Genomic DNA, 16949 nt, shown 5'->3' with positions numbered 1-16949 from the left:
TGTTGCCGCGTTCGCTCGGCAATGGAGGGTGGATCAGTTAGAGCGGGTCAGTTCACGATGCGGGCTTTTTCTATCGCGGGATTCGAATTAACGCTATGTCCAGTCACTTAGCGGCTTCGTTGGAAATGCTGGCAAAAAGCTGTCATTGAAGAAATTCGTGTGCTTTATCTGACAACATATCGCAATCGCTTCTCGGCCTCTAACGTCACCAATTGACGGACTCATGCTACAAATTGTGAACAAGTTCTTACTTCAGATTTCCCACCGCTAGATATTTCGCGGTTTGCTCCAAGGCTATCCAAACGTTTTTATCGAGTTTGCTCCAATCATCACCCCTTGTTGTCTTTGTGCACGTTCCGTCCTTGCTGATTGAGAAGTAATAGCTGCCGGGAAAAGGGATGTGCCCCGTCGTGACCTTCAAGTGGCAACTGTCCGAAAATATGGTTCCATCTCCTGTGGTGTCCGGCGGCAATGAAATATGGGCCGATAACCAAACTCCCTTTTTCACCTGCACTACAATTCCAGTAAAGATGGACATGGCTCTCCCGCTCCTGGAGTCTACCTTTTTTTGTACGCCATGCGGCATTATTCCAATAGGGTTGAATCTGCAACGCGGCCAGTACTCGGCAATAGTTTCCAGCGTATTACCAGCGCGTGACGGCATTTTCTCTTCGCGGCCAAGCGCTGGATTGGCCGAGCCAGGTAACGTTGCCAAAAAAGTGTGGCAAGCGAGAGCCGCATCGACGTAGCTCTGGTGATTCATTGTCTTCCAATCATCAAATTGTTCGAACTTGGCTTGATCCACGACCTCTAACCGAAGTAAGAGCCGCGCTGCCTTGATATTCTTCGCCATCTCTTTCAGGAATGGATCTTTGGAAGACGCTTTCTTATTTAGGCCTCGCCATTTAGTCAATACCTGCATGTCCGTCGGCTCCGTACTTTTTGCATCTTTCTCGTCCGCGTGTGGCCTGGCTGTCGCTGTAGCGACTGTTAGAATTTGCTCCGCGTCGTAAGTGGCAGCATCGAAACCGTCATCGCTATTCTCAGGGTCGGCAGTAGCCCGTTTACTGTCGCCGTCCATCGCGCCATGATCCACTACGGCGGCCTCTGCCTCCATAGCCTCCAGCTTCGGCACGTCGTCGTTGTTCATCACCTCAACTTTCGTTTCTTCTGTGACGGTTGCAGTTAACGCTGCGGCACCACCACCGGGTTTCTTTTTCTTCGGCATCAGCTGCACCGGCGCATTACGGCCGCCGAACATCATCTGCGCCACAGCGACTTGTTGCCTGGCGCGTGGACTGTCGCCGACCATTCGCATCAAGTCCGAATTCGTCTGTGCCGCCGGACGGGCATCCAGAAAACCGGCCGAGCCTGACACGCCCCCCAGCTTTTGCATTTCCTGATGTGATGGATTGACCTTGTTTTGCAGTGGTGCTTTTCCAGACATATCGGCTCCTTATTCTCGTCATTCGTGGATTTGAGCCAATTGCAGTAGCGCTTAACGTCCACAATCTGCTAGTAGCAGGCAATTATTGGTCACGAAAATTAATCGATTGTGCTGGGCAAGCGTGCCACACAATTCCAAGAGCACTTGACTGCCTATCTCACCTTTTATATTTTTTGTGAGTAAGCCGCAGACGCATCAAGAATATCTCTCGGGCGCGTCAAAATGCATCAAACTCGGCGCCCATCCGCCGGGTATCAAAGCCACGCCCGGTGGACATTGCCCACTGATGCAATTTTGAGCCCCCTATGAAGCCGGCAGGCGCGGGGTGGGGCAACTGCGCGCCAGAGGGTCAAAGCTCAATTAATTACGACACCTACAACATTCGTTTTGGTATGTTTTATTTTTGCTTGGTCTCGCGACTTTGAGCGTCGAACAACCCCGCCGCCGCTCCTCTTGGATAGCAGCGGACGCAAAAAGGCCGCACAAGGCGGCCTTCGGTACGTACAGAGCATGTCCGTTAGCGTCGATGCTCCTGACCCCACTGACGCAGGGCGTCATTCATCCTGGTTTGCCAGCCCTCGCCCTCATTTTTAAATGCCTCTAACACGTCCTCATCAACACGCATTGTCACCTGCACTTTGCGCCCACTGCCGGGCGGCCACGTGGTCGTGCTGGACGCAAGTTCGATAACTGGTACTTGACAGACGCAAGAAAAAGCCGCCTCGCGGGCGGCTGACTCACTGCTTTGTCGGCCATGACCTAGTGGCCTCGGGGCTTGCGGACGTAGATTGGGCGTCGATCTTGACGCACCCGAGAGACATTCCTGAAGCATCTGCACAAAAAAACGTAAAAAGTGAGACAGGCGGTCAAGTAGTCTTGGCATTGCATGGCACGCTTGAGAAGTATTCTCGAAAAGCAGGATTCATCAGCCAGCCTATCCAAGCCGATTTCAAAATAAGGACCGTCATGAACTATGTTGTCGTGGAAAAAAAAGAACGGGACGTACCAACAGAAGAACAATTGAAGACGGCACTAAAAAAATGCGGCGGCATTCCCTCATCATGTCGAGGAGATGATTCTAAAAGAACATTGGATTTCACCGGGAAGGTTCGCCTCCACGAATATCACTTTGAGCTGATTAAGGTGGTGCCTCTCTCGAACACGCTGAGTTGGACTTTCACGTGGAAGACCAATTCTAGCGAATAACCGAGGAGATGATGCTCCTGTCTCAGAGATGTCGGCTTCTGGCCGATTGCGGACTTTGAAAACTAATCAAGTATCTGTCTTTCAAGCACGTCTAACCGTTACGCAGTAGTTTTTCAAAGAACATTTCGGCGATGTTCTTGTATTGCCTCTTTTCATTTTACTGCACAAGAATTTTTTCCCGAAAGATAAAAAATGGTATCGATTTCTGAAAATGAATGGCGCCGCTTATTCAGTATTGACTGGTAGCTTGGTACTAAAAGTGAGTGGCGTTTAAATGCTGATAAGAAGGGTGGTGATACTTAGTTGCCACGTCGCGATTCTTCTAGAAGAACTGGGGCCGGCCTCTCTTACTAAGCCGTAGTTGGTGCTTTCGATGGATCAGAATATGGCCCTACTGTCAGGGCAATGAGTGGTGCATTTTCTGAGAATACTCAGCAGATCGATCATTTGGCATCCATCCTCGGATGGAGCAAGCCGGGGGCCGCTGATGATTGATGAGTTCTCGTTGTTGCTGACGAGTTGCAGTCGTGGTGTTTTTTTAAGGGATCGATCTCCATCGTGAGCTGGCCGACCTTTCGCTCCAAAGCGGCAATGTGCGCTTCATACTCTGCGCCCGTTGATGCAGCAGCACCTGTCCGATCCAGTTCATCGCGATCAAACCGTCCTAGCCACATTTGCATAAGATTGGTCGACAAGTTGTGAGTCTTGAGCACCTCCCGTCGTCCAGGCTTGCCGCTGCGAACGTCACTGCAGATCTGAATCTTGAACTGCAGACTGTGCCGCCGATATGGTCCTCGTGCCGCCATGGTGTCGCTCCTCTGGAGAAGGCTCGACAAGCGTATCACTTCATCGACTGGCCTTGGTCCAGCCCAAGGGGGCACTCCAAAAGTGGGGCAGTTTTCGACGTAAGTCGACAGGAATATCGTTATACTCTGCCCCTAGTCCGCTGTCGCGATATCAGCATGCCTGCCGACGTCTTTCCACATGCTTTTCCCGATAGTCCATCTGTCCGGAGGTCCGGTGCACGATAAACAACAAGAATCCGTACGCAAGCCGGACAACCAGCAGTCCGAGCGACCCAGTGGTGCGATGCAGGCTAATGATGGCTTTATTGACCAGCGTCCAGCGCAGGCTGAAATCCGGCAACTGGCGACGCTGGCTCAAAACAGTCCGCGCACCGAGCGTGTCCGGCAAACGGCGCAGCTGACAATCCAGGGCGGTCGGGCGCAGGCATTTCAGGCCCGTGCAGCTACCTTGCAGCGCGAACGTGACCGAGAAGAAGACGGCGAAACAGCCTCCATCGGAGCACAGGCGCCATTGCAGCGCCAGGCGAGCTCGGCTGCGGCCGCCAAGAGCGGCTTGCCCGACGGTCTTAAACACGGCATCGAATCGCTGTCCGGCATGTCGATGGACCATGTCAACGTCCACTACGATTCGCCACAACCGGCCCAACTCAATGCCCATGCCTATGCGCAAGGCACTGATATCCACCTGGCTCCAGGCCAGGAACAGCATCTACCTCATGAGGCCTGGCACGTCGTACAGCAGGCGCAAGGCCGGGTGCAGGCGACACGACAGATGCGTGCCGGCGTGCCGCTCAACGACGATGCAGGACTTGAGACAGAAGCCGATAGCATGGGAGCCAGGGCCTTGCAATTAGGGACAGCGCAGTTGCGGCAGGCCTGGCACGGTGCAGATGCACCAAATGCACCGTCAATGGGCGCCGCTGCGCCGACAGCGATCCAGCGACTCGCGCAAGCGGCGACGCCACATGGCATCATGCCGATCCAGCGCAGGATTCCGGTGAATGTCGGTGACCCGAGCGAAGAGTATGAGCTTTTCGCGAATGAATTCCATACCCGGGAAGTCGGTCTACCCGCGTTGCCTGCGGACTATGTCGCCACGCCTGGCCAGCCTGCGAGCGACCCCAATCGAATCTACGCAGGGGGAAAGGCCGGCTACCTCGTCAATATCAGTTCTGGCAATACCCAGACCGATGCCGTGAAAGAAGACCAGGGCGATCTCAAAGCGCGTACCAGTATCACCCGTTATCAAGAGGGTTTTGCCGAGGCCATCGATGCGAAGAACCGCCTGCGCATGGTCGTCAACGTCAATCAGTACGACGACCCGCTTCTCCCTTCGAAGGCCCATGCGCTCTACCAGACCCTGAACAGCGAACGTGCCGCAGTCGCCAACGTCAACGGCAAGGCTGTGATTATTGGACATCTTTGGACGCATACGTGGAAAAGGCGCGCGGCGGATGGCACGCTCGGCGCGGACGCCTCTACGGCGGAGGTGCGCAGGGCCTATGAAGATGCCGTCGGAGCCGGCGCCGATGTCGCGGCGCTGAAGGAACATTATGCCAAGCCGCAGTTCCGCTTTGGGCAGATGCGCCAAATCACTTTCAATCACCCTGCCACGGGGCATTTCAAGAAGCAACTGGCGGCGCGCAACCTCCAGGTGTTCATGCATGCTGGCGATGGCGACGTCATCAGCGTCAAGCAGCAGGGGACGGGCCAAGGTATCTATGATCGCGTCGACGCCTATCGCGCCGGCGGCAAAGCGGGCATCAAGCTTCTGGGCGGCGGCATCACTAATCAAGGTATCAACAACGATGGCGACGCGCCGAGCAATCAGGCATGGGGGATCAAGACCGTTCACGACCTGGACATGTCGCACCGGGAATCCATGGCGGCAGCCTACGGCAGCGCACCCTGGATGACCGAACCCAATACCTTCATCGACTACGATACGCTGCACAATGGGGTTCAAGCCAAAGGCTCTTGGAATACATGGAACAACTATAAGGTGGACTTCGGCTCCACCCTGGCCAATCTGGTCCAGGGCGACGAGGCCGATTTCAGCTTCAGTAAATTATCCATTGTCTCCAGTGCCAATTCGCATCACATGAAACACGAGGACGACACGCAGATGAAGGATTCGGAATTAAATTCTGCAAACTTTGCACGTGCCATCTTCAAGCACAAGGATACATCGGTCAACCCGAGCGCATGGCTGCGGCGTCTCGCTGGCCATACAATGCCCGATATCGAGGAACGGACGGTCCCCCATTCGAACATACGCAAGGCGCATCCTGTCAATGCAAATTTGATCGAGGTCTCGACATGGACTGCTGGCAAAATATTGTCCGGGAAGAAAGCGAACATTGTGAATGGTGATATCCGCAAAGAACTGATGAAGCGACTCAAAGGCCAGTTCAGAGGTATCGATGCGGTCCACAAGATTGCCTTGGACCCCGCAGATTGGCAAAATGCTTCGATCACGGCGGCCAACAACATGACCGACAACCTGATCAATATCCTGAACCAGGCTGATGGACTTTTCCGCGCCACCCAGGCCAAGGCCAATCAGGACGCGTTCAAGGATTACGGGCCCGCAGCAGGCGCAAAAAAGGTCACCTACGCCGACACCATCAAGAAAGCCGCCCCGGCACCGAACCTGTTCAAGCACTAATAGATCTGCAAGCCATACGGTCTATGGCTCCTAATACCATGACATCTCATCCATCGCACGGAATATCCGCCCATGTCCATCCTCCCCCTTGACGTTGCCGCAACCAACCCAATCGATGTCACGCTGGACAACCTCGTCCCTTTGTCCGCCAGCGCTCTGTGGCATCGTCAGACCGATTTTTACCAGTCGTTCGATATCCAGGCCTGGGACAGTCGCGTGCCGTTCTATGCGACCTGTAACCCCTACATTGCCAACGCCTACGCCAACGCCATCGTACGTTACCTGCAAGAGACTCTACGCGATGCCAGGCCGGATAGCCCGCCCTGCCATATCGTCGAACTGGGGGCGGGACACGGCATCTTTACCTTCTACCTGCTGCGGCGCATCCTCGAACTGAGCCAGTCGCTGCATCTCGATCATCTACCCTTCGTCTACGTCGCCACCGATTGCGTGCCGGGCAACCTCGCGTTCTGGAAAGCGCATCCGCAGTTCCAACCCTTTATTGCCGCGGGCAAACTGGATTTCGCGCTGTTCGACGCACTCACCGATACCCAACTCAACTTGCAGGTCTCCGGCAGGGTCTTGTCGGCCGAGGAGCAGGATGGCGCGTCGGCGCCGATGGTCCTGGTCGCGAACTACCTGTTCGACTCGCTGCCGCAAGACCTTTTCCGCGTCGTAGATGGTGTGGCCGAGGAAGGCTTGGTGCCAGCCGCGCCAACCATTCCCGACGGGTTGCCCGACAATGCCGGCCTGTCGCTGACGCAGAGCGGCTGCCCGGTGACCTACCGTCCGCTGTCGTCGCAAGCGCGCTACGACGATCCGGAACTAGACCAGATCTTGGCGACCGCCTTGCAACGCGGATCCGAGCACCATGTGCTCATGCCGGTGGCAGCCCTACGCGCGGTGCGAACACTTTCCCGCATCGCCGGCGAGCGCATGCTGCTCATCGCCACCGACAAATCCTACGGTGCCGATACGCTCGCTGCCATGCAAGCTGAACCGGGGCTGGCGTTTCATGCTACGGCGTTCTCGATGATGGTAGATTTCGACCTGCTCGGCATGTTTTTTCAGCAGCGCGGCGGCGATTGTTTTCAGCAATCGACCAATAAGGAGATCGGCACCGCCGCCTTTGTCTGCGGCGCGCGGTTCGATGCCCTGGTGGAGACCCGTCATGCACTCGAGCATTTCCTCGACCGTTTCAGTCCCGGCGACCTGTTCGGCCTCTACGCACACTTGCAACAGGTACAGGCCGGCACCAGTCTGAATGTCCTGGTGTCTTACCTGAACATGACCGGCTGGGATCCCCACGTCTTCGATAGCCATATCCAGCACATCTACGCAATCCTCGATCACAGCGATCTGTTTGCCATCCAGGACCTGGTGCGTGGCTTGCCGCTGATGGCAGCCAATTACTATGAGCTCAACGCGCACAGCCACTTCTTCGAGCACCTCGGCGTGTTGTGCCAGCGCCTCAAGCTATTTGCACAGGCCATCACTTACTACCAGCAAGCCTTGCAGCGGCAGCCGGACATGCCCTCCCTGCACTACAACCTGGGCCTTTGCCATTGCGCCCTGAACGATACAGCGCAGGCTCGGCACTGCTTCAACAGTGCCATAGCGCTCAAGCCCGACTACATCGCGGCGCGTGGCTGGCTGCAATTGATCGACAGCGATGCCGTGGTCGCACAGGATGTCACCTGATGCGTGGCCTCCTCGCAATTCGTATGCCTGTGCTGGCACGCAATGGGTTGATGCGCCGGGCACACAGGTAGGACACATCGCCGCGCGCTTGTCGTGATAGCAGGCTGAATTCGATGCATTGCCCGAAGCGTTCTGATCGAGGAAAACTATATGAATCGGCTTTCAATCCCTGTGCTCGAAGACATGGATGACTTTGAATGCATCCGCATACTCTCGGAAACAGAGAATATGCTTAAGTTCCCGGTTACAGGAAAGACCGCAGCGTTTGGCGTGGTCGCGAATGATTTTTTCGCCACCCAAGTTCCTCAAGCGCTTTTCGACGGTAAAGATTGCAGGTTGCATGGTTACCATCAGTATTGGACTGTCGGCTCGAATGAAGTCGTTATAGAATGCCCTCGTCCGGCGTTCGGATAGGAAAATATCATGACGCAATTATTCCCCGCACGGGTGCATCCAAACGGAAGTTCCTCGGTGCCTTGATACCGCTTGGGGTAAGACAACGGAAAACATGGCCATGTACACAGTCGTTGACGAAGGCTACAACGTCGATCTCTACCGGTCTATGAAAGCTGTAACCGAGGCGATGGCTGATGCGAAGCTTTACTTCGATGACATCGAAGAAGAAATCGCAGCGGCAGAACCGGCGACAGCTAAACAGATCATCGCCAAGGCGCTGCGCAAAGAACCAATCGTGCGCCTGGTGGAAGAACCCGGTGATCGTGATGGGAAGTATCGTATCGAGAAGCACTGACTCAAAGGAAAAGCCATGGCTGTTTATCTTTCCCGCAGCAAACCGGCACCATCCCGGGAAACACCGGCGCAACTGAAATCGGCCATACCGGCGCCAGTTGTCCACGATGAGCAGCGTCCTGCAGCACGCCAGTTGCGCGCGTTGCATGACATCGTGCAGGATAGCCCGCGCACGGCGCAGTTGCGTGCGATGGAAGAAATGATGCACAACAGTCCGCGTTCACGTCAGCGCATGCCGCTACAGGCGCATCAGGCTCAGTCCAATACCGCAGCAACAGAAACAGGCGCAGCAACGGCACGGCAGAACGGCTTGCCGATACAGCTCAGACGAGCAGTCGAACAGCTTTCCGGCATACGCATGGACGATGTCAAGGTCCATTACAACTCGGCGCAGCCGGCGCAATTGCAGGCCCACGCCTATGCCAAGGGGCGTGATATCCATCTGGCGCCGGGGCAGGAGCAGCATCTGCCGCATGAAGCCTGGCATGTGGCGCAACAGGCGCAAGGCCGGGTGCAGCCGACGATACACATGGAAGAGGGCACGCCGGTCAACAATGACAAAGGCCTGGAACATGAAGCCGATGTGATGGGCGCGCGCGCTGCGACGCTGGGGCAACAGGAGGCGGCTGTGCCGCTGCAGATGAAGCCGATGGCGGCGGGCAATGGCGCCACGGTGCAGCAGCAAGGCAAGAGCGGTAAAAACAAAAAGAGCTGGACCGCCAAACAGCGACAACAGAGTGAGAAATTCTGGGAACGCAAAGCCGCCAAAATGGAGCGCAAGCAGGCCGCCATCGATGCCTACAGAGCATCGATGAAAACTACTTACGGTATCGAAATGACGTCACTTCAGGCGACCGAACTGAGCGCGTCGTCGCTGGGCAAGGCGCGCATCGCGCTGGCCATACAAAGCGGAGTTACGCTCGATACGCTGGCAATGCTGGCGCGTCATGTGGTTGCCGGATGGGCGGTCGATTTTGTGATTGCCGAAGAGGCAACCGTGCAGCAGGCGATGGCATTGAGTGCATCGTCTTATGGTGGGAATTTGATCACACGTGCGAAAAACAGCGGAATCACATTGACGGAACTGGCCGGTTTTGCGCATGACGGGGTTGTCGCATGGACGATTGAACAACTGATTGCGGGTCACCTGAGCATAGGACATTTGCGCACCTGGCGTCATGGCAATGCACCGGAAGACTTAATCAATGAAGTGCTGCATCTGGCCGGTATTGCGCCCTGGATCGAGGCCAATCATGGCCAGGCGCGGCAGGCAGGGCAGCAGCAGTTGCAAGGGAAAAAGGAGCTGATTGCCCAAAAACTGGGCTTGCGTCTGATGCGCACCGATGCCATTGCCTTTGTGCTCGATCCTGTGACTTATCCATCTGCCTGTGTTTTTGAAGCGATCAAGGATGCCTTGCGCAATCATGCCAGCCTGGATGAGGATCTGGTTACACTGGCGAAGTTACGCCAGATGAAATGCGAAACTGAAAAAGCGATACAGGCCGGAGACCGGATTTTCTTCCGCGAGCTACCCAATGCCTCGACGGTGGTGCACGAACTGATTCATTTCTACGGCGCACAGGATAAATTCATCCGGGACTTCTGCTTTGGCAAGGCCGATTCGATTAACGAAGGCTTTACCGAATATTTTGGGCAGGAAGTCCAGAAGGCCGATGCAAAAAGAAAGAATGCGGTGTATCGCAAGCAGGTCGATGCGGTGCGCTTCATGGCGCAGAAGATCGGCCGGGAGATCCTGAAGCACGCTTACTTTACCGGCGATGTCAGCCTGCTCAAGAGCGCATATGAAGCCAAGATAGGCGTGCCGTGGTCGGAAACGGAAGAGCAATGGATGATTGCCTTTCCCAGCACCCTGGCGGAACGTCCGCAAAAAAATGCGATCAAGAGAAACTGAGCCAACGGACAATATGAGAGACAAATGGAAGCATTGCTGAGTTTTTGTGGTTTCCTGCTACGGTATGTGCTGTTCAATACAATCATGCCCCTGCTCGGTGCTGCGGCGTTCAAAGTGCTGACGCTGGGGCGTTATCCGCGGACGCTGCAGTCATGTCGCCCCTGGTCGCCAGACTGAGATCTGCATGCCATCGTCGGCATTCTGACTGTGCTGTGCGTCGTGCCGGTGTTGGTGGCAACCTTGTCTTGAGCGCCTCTCGACGTCCAAGCGTCCGCTGCGAACGTCACTGCAGATCTGAATCTTGAACTGCAGACTGTGCCGCCGATATGGTCCTCGTGCTGCCATGGTGTCGCTCCTCTGGAGAAGGCTCGACAAGCGTATCACTTCATCGACTGGCCTTGGTCCAGCCCGAGAAGGGCACTCCAAAAGCGGGGCAAATTTCGGCGCAAATCAACCGTCTTTACGATGGTGGCCATTGTTTCTCCGATGCAGTGATTTTGATCTTCACTGTACTGAAATTGCACCAACACCTATGCATAAGACGGAACAAGGGGCTACGTCTGCACGTAACCCCTTGATTTTACTGGTGGCCCCCCCGTGAGTCGAACACGGCACCAACGGATTATGAGTCCGCTGCTCTAACCAAGCATGAGCTAGGGGGCCTGAGTCTGGTCGGGACGTGAATCCCGATCTGACTTAGTTACCTTCCAGGAAGCTCTTGAGCTTGTCGGAGCGCGACGGATGGCGCAGCTTGCGCAGCGCTTTTGCTTCTATCTGACGGATACGCTCGCGGGTGACGTCGAATTGCTTGCCGACTTCTTCCAGGGTGTGGTCGGTCGACATTTCGATGCCGAAACGCATGCGCAGCACCTTGGCTTCGCGTGGCGTCAGGGAGTCGAGGATGTCCTTGACCACGCCGCGCATCGAGGCGTGCAACGCTGCATCGGCCGGGGCCAATGTGTTGTTGTCTTCGATGAAGTCGCCCAGGTGCGAATCGTCGTCGTCGCCGATCGGCGTTTCCATGGAGATCGGCTCTTTGGCGATCTTCATGATCTTGCGGATCTTGTCTTCCGGCATTTCCATCTTGATGGCCAGCGTCGCCGGATCGGGTTCTGCACCGGTTTCCTGCAGAATCTGACGCGAGATGCGGTTCATCTTGTTGATGGTTTCGATCATGTGCACCGGGATACGGATGGTGCGCGCCTGGTCGGCGATCGAACGCGTGATGGCCTGGCGAATCCACCATGTCGCATAGGTCGAGAACTTGTAGCCGCGACGATATTCGAACTTGTCCACCGCCTTCATCAGGCCGATGTTGCCTTCCTGGATCAGGTCGAGGAATTGCAGGCCGCGGTTGGTGTACTTCTTGGCGATCGAGATCACGAGACGCAGGTTGGCCTCGGTCATTTCACGCTTGGCCATGCGCGCCTTCTTCTCGCCGGCGCCCATCTTCTTGTTGATGCCGCGCAGGTCCGGCAGCGGCAGCACGACGCGCGCCTGCAGGTCGATCAGCTTTTGTTGCAGTTCCTTGATGGCAGGCACGTTACGGCTCAATACGGTGCTGTAGTCGTGGTTGGCGCTGACTTCGCCGTCAACCCAGTCCAGATTGATTTCGTTGCCGGGGAAAACCTTGATGAAGTGCGTGCGCGGCATGTTGCACTTGTTGACGGCGACGTCGAGGATCTGACGTTCGATCTGACGCACCTGGTCAACTTGCCCGCGCAGGGTGTCGCACAGCTTTTCAACGACTTTGGCGGTGAAGCGGATGCCCAGCAACTCATTGGAAATGATTTCCTGCGCCTTGACGTAAGGCTTGGAGTTGTAGCCTTCTTTTTCGAAGGCTTTGCGCATGTTGTCGAATTGGGTCGAGATGGTCGCGAACTTGCCGAGCGCGTCGCGCTTGAGCTGTTCCAACTGCTCGGCGGAGAAACCGGCTGCACCGGAACCGCTGCTTTCGCCTTCCTCTTCTTCGTCTTCTTCTTCGTCCTCGTCTTCTTCGTCCTCTTCCTCATCGGAAGCAGCGGCGGCAACGACGACTTCGCCTTCGCTCATGTCGACGAGGCCGTCGACGATTTCGTCAACCTTGATTTCGTCGTTCTTGATCTTGTCGGCGGCGACCAGGATTTCGGCGATGGTGGTCGGGCAAGCCGAGATCGCCTGGATCATGTCCTTCAAGCCGTCTTCGATGCGCTTGGCGATTTCGATTTCGCCTTCGCGGGTCAGCAGTTCGACCGAGCCCATTTCGCGCATGTACATACGCACGGGGTCGGTGGTGCGGCCGAAATCGGAGTCGACGGTCGACAGCGCTGCTTCGGCGGCGGCTTCGGCGTCGTCGTCGCTGGCGACGTTGGCGACGTTGTCGGACAGCAGCAATGTCTCGGCATCGGGCGCGTGTTCGTACACGGCGATGCCCATGTCGTTGAAGGTGCCGATGATGCCTTCGATCGCTTCCGGATCGACGATGTTTTCCGGCAGGTGATCGTTGATTTCGGAGAAGGTCAGGAAGCCGCGCTCTTTACCTTGCTTGATCAGGGTCTTGAGCTTTTGACGGCGGCGTTCGAGTTCTTCTTCGGTTGCTTCCGTGTCGGACGAGAACGCGTCTTTCAACAGGGCCTTTTCCTTGGCCTTGCGGTCCTTGGCCTTGGCTTTGTCGACGGCCTTGAGTTCGGCGCGCTCGACCGCGTTCAGCGCGGCGATTTCGTCGTTCTCGGGCTGGAATTCCTTCGGCTTGCGGCCACGGCGACCAGGCACCTTGACGGACGGCAGAATGTAGCCGGACGTGTCGATGGCTGCCAGTGCAGCGGCGTCCGTCGTCTGGCTCACGCCAGGCGCGATCATGACGCTGACGTCTTTGGCTTCGCTCTTGGCTGCTGCCTTGACGGCAGGCTTAGCGGTTTTCGGTTCAGGTTTCTTGGTTGTCACAGAAGCTTTCGATTGCACAGAAGCCGTCTTCACGTTGGCTTCGGATAAGTTCTTCTTCGTTGGCGTCGCAGTCGCTTTGGCCGCCGGTCTGGCTACCGCGGGCGCTGCAGCGCGAACCGCCTTGGGAGCAGTTTTGGCACTGGATTTTTTCGCCGCCGCTGCCGATGCAGCTTTCACTGGCGACGCTACCGCCTTTACTGCCGTTGCCGCTGCTTTGCCGGTGGGCTTGGCAACAGCTGCTTTCTTTGGGACCGATCGTGTTGCAGGTGCCGAAGGGGTCGATTTGCTTGCCGGCTTGGCGGCCGGCTTGGTGTTCTTTGCGGAAGGTGTCGGAGTTTTTGCGGTTTTCTTCATTGCATTTGCCATAGAATCAAAGCCAAGTGAGTCAAACTCATTGCGCCAATCAGACCATGCTTTTCATGCAACCGTATCCGCCTATCAGATAGACACGGACTGCCCGCGCAACGTTCCTAAATCTTTCGTCCCCTGCTTTCTGCTGTGTCCATGCGATAGCTTATGTGCTGTAAATCGCCCTATGGACCGATGGTTCGATGAATCTTTTCCGCATCACGGAGTATGTTTCGCCGCGGAATTAAAGCCCTAGATTATATCATATATAGGGTGTTTTACCCCAAGATCAAGCCAATCAGACACAACATCCGACATTCTGCAAGACGGGTCGGGTCTTGCCTGCACCTGAATTTCAACCGAATTCGGCGCCGCTCAGGCGCTTCAGGTGCTCTTTTTGATGCTGCAGTTCGCGATAGCGGCTGCGCGCGGCATCGTCCCTGAGTCCGGCGCTTGCCAGTTGTTCCATCTCATCCTCAACGCCGCGCATCTTGGTCTGGCGGACAGCACCGGCCATTTCTTGCCGGACGACATCGAATTCGGACTCGGTTTCGGCCGCGATTTCGGCGATCAGGCTTTCAAAATCCGGTCCGGCGTCGCGCAACTGCTCGACCAGCGTGGCGAAATTGGCTTGCTCGCCCATGCTGCGGCAGGCCTCGACCAACCGCGACAACATGTCCGCCCGGTCCGGCGCGTGGCGGCCGATGGCTTGCAAAGCCGTGTCGTCCAGGTCCGCCGCCAGCGCGGGATGCGCCACCAGCAGGCGAATGATCTGGCGTTCCAGGCCGACCGGCGCCATGCGCTTGCTCTTCGGCGGCGGCGCGCGGCGTGCGGATGTTTGCACCACCGGCTTGGCCAGTTCGAACAAGGCCTCGATCTCGGCCGGCGAGGTCTGCGTGACCTGGGCCAGGCTGCGCACGATCTGCAGACGCAAGGACGACGGCGGCAGGGCCTGCAGCATCGGTTTGGCGTCGAATTGCGCGCGGGCGCGGCCTTCCGGCGTGCCCATGTCGTTGTCGCCGACCACTTCCTTGATCAGGAACTGCGACAGCGGCATGGCTTCCTTGATCTGCTGTTCAAAGGCTGCGGCGCCCATTTCGCGCACATAACTGTCCGGATCGTGCTCGGTCGGCAAGAACAGGAACTTGATGATCTTGTTGTCCGAGGCATGCACCAGGCAGGCATCCAGCGCCCGCCGTGCGGCGCGCCGTCCGGCCGAATCACCGTCGAAACTGAACACAACCTCATCGGTCTGGCGCAACAGCTTTTGCACGTGGATCGGCGTACACGCCGTCCCCAAGGTCGCCACCGCCTGCGGAAAACCCAGCTGCGCCAGCGCCACCACATCCATATAGCCTTCGGTCACCAGCACGTAACCCGCTTCGCGGATCGCCTGGCGCGCTTCGAACAGGCCGTACAGCTCGCTACCCTTTTGAAATAGCGGCGTTTCCGGAGAGTTCAAGTACTTCGGTTCGCCACCATCCATGACGCGGCCGCCGAAGCCGATCACCTGGCCCTTGGTATTGCGGATCGGAAACATGACGCGATGACGGAAGCGGTCATAACGCTTGCGCCCCATGCGCTGGGCGCCTTCTTCCTCGCTCTTGTCGATCACCAGGCCGGCTTCGACCAGCGCCGGCACTTCATAATCCGGAAACACCTTGCGCAGACTGTCCCATTCGTCGGGCGAGTAGCCCAGACCGAACTTGGCGGCGATTTCGCCGGTCAGTCCGCGGCCCTTCAGATACTCGACCGCCTGCGGCGCCGCGCGCAGCTGCTGGCGGTAAAAATCGCAGGCCGCCGACATCGCATCCGACAAGGCCATGCTCTTGGCCTGCTGCTCGGCGCGCTGCGCCGGCGGGATACGGTCGTCGTTGTCCGGCACCACCATGCCCACGCCTTGCGCGAGGTCCTTGACCGCCTCGACGAAACCCAGGCCGGAATATTCGATCAGGAAACTGATGGCCGTTCCATGCGCGCCGCAGCCGAAGCAGTGATAGAACTGCTTGGTCGGACTGACCGTAAAGCTCGGCGATTTTTCGTTATGGAACGGGCACAGGCCCATGAAGTTGGCGCCGCCCTTTTTGAGCTGCACGTACTTGCCAACCACATCGACTATATCGACGCGGTTGAGCAAATCCTGAATGAACGACTGTGGAATCACAGAAAATTAACGTCCTGGCAAGATTCAGGCAGCGGTCAAGGCAGCCTTGACCAGAGCGGAAACGGCAGTCATGTCGGCGCGACCGGCCAGCTTGGGCTTCAACACGCCCATGACCTTGCCCATGTCCTGCGGACCGGCGGCGCCGGTGGCGGCAACGGCGGCTTGCACTTCGGCCTTGATTTCATCGTCGGACAGGCCGGCAGGCATGTAGGCGACCAGAATGGCCAGCTCGGCTTTTTCGATATCCGCCAGATCCTGGCGACCGCCGGCTTCAAACTGGCTGATGGAGTCCTTGCGCTGCTTGACCATCTTGTCGATGATCGCCAGCACCATCGCGTCGTCGAGCTCGACGCGCTCGTCGACTTCTTTTTGCTTCATCGCCGCAGTGATCAGGCGAATCGTACCCAGCTTGGCCGCCTCTTTGGCGCGCATCGCCGCCTTCATGTCTTCGGTGATTTGCTCTTTCAGACCCATTGCATTCTCCAGAGATAGCGATTCATTCAGACTAGCACAAGCCCCACATCCCAGCCGCGGAAGTGCGTCGCAAAGGACTTATATGAGGCCACGTAGGCTGTCGATAAGCGTAGCGAGCAGGACCGACATGTGGATCGAGGAGCGCAATCGTACTCAGGTACGATGAGCACCGCAGGCCGCATGCCGGTTCGCGCAGTAGCTTAGCGACGGCCTACGAATGCGAAAACCCGCTGTGGTCGGACCAGAGCGGGTTTAACGTGGTCGCGCACACCAAGGCGGCGCGACGAGAATTTCTTAGTACAGCTTCTTAGGCAGTTGCTGGCTGCGGATGCGCTTGTAGTGGCGCTTCACTGCAGCTGCCAGCTTGCGCTTGCGTTCTGCTGTCGGCTTTTCGTAAAACTCGCGCGCGCGCAACTCGGTCAACAGGCCGGTTTTTTCAATAGTGCGCTTGAAGCGGCGCATGGCGACTTCGAACGGCTCGTTTTCTTTAAGACGAATAGTGGTCATGTAGATTCAAACCAAAGAGGTTAGGTTGGATACGGAAAGAACGC

The 16949-nt window shown here is 56.8% G+C and carries 14 protein-coding genes, 1 tRNA gene and 1 pseudogene; 8 read left to right on the top strand and 8 right to left on the bottom strand.

Annotated features, from left to right (window positions below):
* Positions 1 to 247: 247 nt before the first annotated feature.
* Positions 248 to 1447, bottom strand: a complete 1200-nt coding sequence (locus tag PMI16_RS04030; protein WP_007876664.1) for a hypothetical protein — start codon at positions 1445 to 1447, stop codon at positions 248 to 250.
* 517 nt (positions 1448 to 1964) lie between these two features.
* Positions 1965 to 2072 (bottom strand): BrnA antitoxin family protein, encoded by a 108-nt coding sequence (locus PMI16_RS26350; protein ID WP_202801639.1) that lies wholly within the window; start codon positions 2070 to 2072, stop codon positions 1965 to 1967.
* A 176-nt stretch (positions 2073 to 2248) separates the two neighbouring features.
* Between PMI16_RS26350 and PMI16_RS25175 the strand changes: the two genes are divergently transcribed.
* Entirely contained in the window at positions 2249 to 2653 is a 405-nt protein-coding gene (locus PMI16_RS25175) for a hypothetical protein (protein WP_162131114.1), read from the top strand.
* Positions 2654 to 3096: 443 nt separating this feature from the next.
* Here PMI16_RS25175 and PMI16_RS25170 read toward each other — a convergent pair whose 3' ends face one another.
* On the bottom strand, positions 3097 to 3459 hold the full coding sequence (locus tag PMI16_RS25170) for a transposase (protein ID WP_237719775.1): 363 nt from the start codon (positions 3457 to 3459) through the stop codon (positions 3097 to 3099).
* A 214-nt stretch (positions 3460 to 3673) separates the two neighbouring features.
* Here PMI16_RS25170 and PMI16_RS04020 point away from each other — a divergent pair, with 214 nt between their 5' ends.
* From PMI16_RS04020 to PMI16_RS25700, 7 genes and pseudogenes are all read left to right on the top strand, one after another.
* Complete coding sequence (locus tag PMI16_RS04020) at positions 3674 to 6127, top strand: eCIS core domain-containing protein (RefSeq protein WP_007876662.1); 2454 nt, start codon at positions 3674 to 3676, stop codon at positions 6125 to 6127.
* Positions 6128 to 6199: 72 nt separating this feature from the next.
* Entirely contained in the window at positions 6200 to 7828 is a 1629-nt protein-coding gene (locus tag PMI16_RS04015; protein WP_007876661.1) for a tetratricopeptide repeat protein, read from the top strand.
* Between the two features lie 150 nt (positions 7829 to 7978).
* Positions 7979 to 8242 carry a hypothetical protein gene (locus tag PMI16_RS04010; RefSeq protein ID WP_007876660.1) on the top strand — a complete coding sequence of 88 codons (264 nt, stop codon included), beginning with the start codon at positions 7979 to 7981 and terminating at the stop codon, positions 8240 to 8242.
* Between the two features lie 100 nt (positions 8243 to 8342).
* Positions 8343 to 8579, top strand: a complete 237-nt coding sequence (locus tag PMI16_RS04005) for a hypothetical protein (protein ID WP_007876658.1) — start codon at positions 8343 to 8345, stop codon at positions 8577 to 8579.
* Positions 8580 to 8594: 15 nt separating this feature from the next.
* Positions 8595 to 9074 (top strand): annotated as a pseudogene (locus PMI16_RS26755) (eCIS core domain-containing protein); the annotation flags it as partial.
* Positions 9075 to 9107: 33 nt separating this feature from the next.
* Positions 9108 to 10490 carry a hypothetical protein gene (locus tag PMI16_RS25165; RefSeq protein WP_237719790.1) on the top strand — a complete coding sequence of 461 codons (1383 nt, stop codon included), beginning with the start codon at positions 9108 to 9110 and terminating at the stop codon, positions 10488 to 10490.
* A gap of 24 nt (positions 10491 to 10514) precedes the next feature.
* Positions 10515 to 10667 (top strand): hypothetical protein, encoded by a 153-nt coding sequence (locus tag PMI16_RS25700; RefSeq protein WP_007876656.1) that lies wholly within the window; start codon positions 10515 to 10517, stop codon positions 10665 to 10667.
* A 407-nt stretch (positions 10668 to 11074) separates the two neighbouring features.
* On the opposite strand, the gene PMI16_RS03995 is transcribed toward PMI16_RS25700, so the two are convergent.
* The 5 genes from PMI16_RS03995 to rpsU form a co-directional block, all read right to left on the bottom strand.
* A tRNA-Ile gene (locus PMI16_RS03995) sits at positions 11075 to 11153 on the bottom strand.
* A 33-nt stretch (positions 11154 to 11186) separates the two neighbouring features.
* Positions 11187 to 13766, bottom strand: coding sequence for an RNA polymerase sigma factor RpoD (rpoD, locus tag PMI16_RS03990; protein WP_443134884.1), 2580 nt, complete (start codon positions 13764 to 13766; stop codon positions 11187 to 11189).
* Between the two features lie 349 nt (positions 13767 to 14115).
* Complete coding sequence (dnaG, locus tag PMI16_RS03985; protein ID WP_007876652.1) at positions 14116 to 15924, bottom strand: DNA primase; 1809 nt, start codon at positions 15922 to 15924, stop codon at positions 14116 to 14118.
* A 24-nt stretch (positions 15925 to 15948) separates the two neighbouring features.
* The gene (locus tag PMI16_RS03980) at positions 15949 to 16398 is read right to left on the bottom strand and encodes a GatB/YqeY domain-containing protein (protein ID WP_007876651.1); all 450 of its coding nucleotides are present in this window, start codon (positions 16396 to 16398) and stop codon (positions 15949 to 15951) included.
* 294 nt (positions 16399 to 16692) lie between these two features.
* Positions 16693 to 16905, bottom strand: coding sequence for a 30S ribosomal protein S21 (gene rpsU / locus PMI16_RS03975; protein ID WP_005665410.1), 213 nt, complete (start codon positions 16903 to 16905; stop codon positions 16693 to 16695).
* Positions 16906 to 16949: the final 44 nt, after the last annotated feature.

This window comes from Herbaspirillum sp. CF444, assembly GCF_000282135.1.
GTDB lineage: Bacteria > Pseudomonadota > Gammaproteobacteria > Burkholderiales > Burkholderiaceae_D > Herbaspirillum.
The sequence above is the reverse complement of the archived record's forward strand: the minus strand, read 5'-3'. Positions and strand labels throughout refer to the sequence as shown.

Coding starts and splice junctions, on each gene's coding strand:
- PMI16_RS04005 (WP_007876658.1), top strand. CDS start 8,343: ATGTACACAGTCGTTGACGAAGGCTACAACGTCGATCTCTACCGGTCT.
- PMI16_RS04015 (WP_007876661.1), top strand. CDS start 6,200: ATGTCCATCCTCCCCCTTGACGTTGCCGCAACCAACCCAATCGATGTC.
- rpsU (WP_005665410.1), bottom strand. CDS start 16,905: ATGACCACTATTCGTCTTAAAGAAAACGAGCCGTTCGAAGTCGCCATG.
- PMI16_RS25170 (WP_237719775.1), bottom strand. CDS start 3,459: ATGGCGGCACGAGGACCATATCGGCGGCACAGTCTGCAGTTCAAGATT.
- PMI16_RS03980 (WP_007876651.1), bottom strand. CDS start 16,398: ATGGGTCTGAAAGAGCAAATCACCGAAGACATGAAGGCGGCGATGCGC.
- PMI16_RS04010 (WP_007876660.1), top strand. CDS start 7,979: ATGAATCGGCTTTCAATCCCTGTGCTCGAAGACATGGATGACTTTGAA.
- PMI16_RS25165 (WP_237719790.1), top strand. CDS start 9,108: ATGGAAGAGGGCACGCCGGTCAACAATGACAAAGGCCTGGAACATGAA.
- PMI16_RS26350 (WP_202801639.1), bottom strand. CDS start 2,072: ATGCGTGTTGATGAGGACGTGTTAGAGGCATTTAAAAATGAGGGCGAG.
- rpoD (WP_443134884.1), bottom strand. CDS start 13,766: ATGAAGAAAACCGCAAAAACTCCGACACCTTCCGCAAAGAACACCAAG.
- PMI16_RS04030 (WP_007876664.1), bottom strand. CDS start 1,447: ATGTCTGGAAAAGCACCACTGCAAAACAAGGTCAATCCATCACATCAG.
- PMI16_RS25700 (WP_007876656.1), top strand. CDS start 10,515: ATGGAAGCATTGCTGAGTTTTTGTGGTTTCCTGCTACGGTATGTGCTG.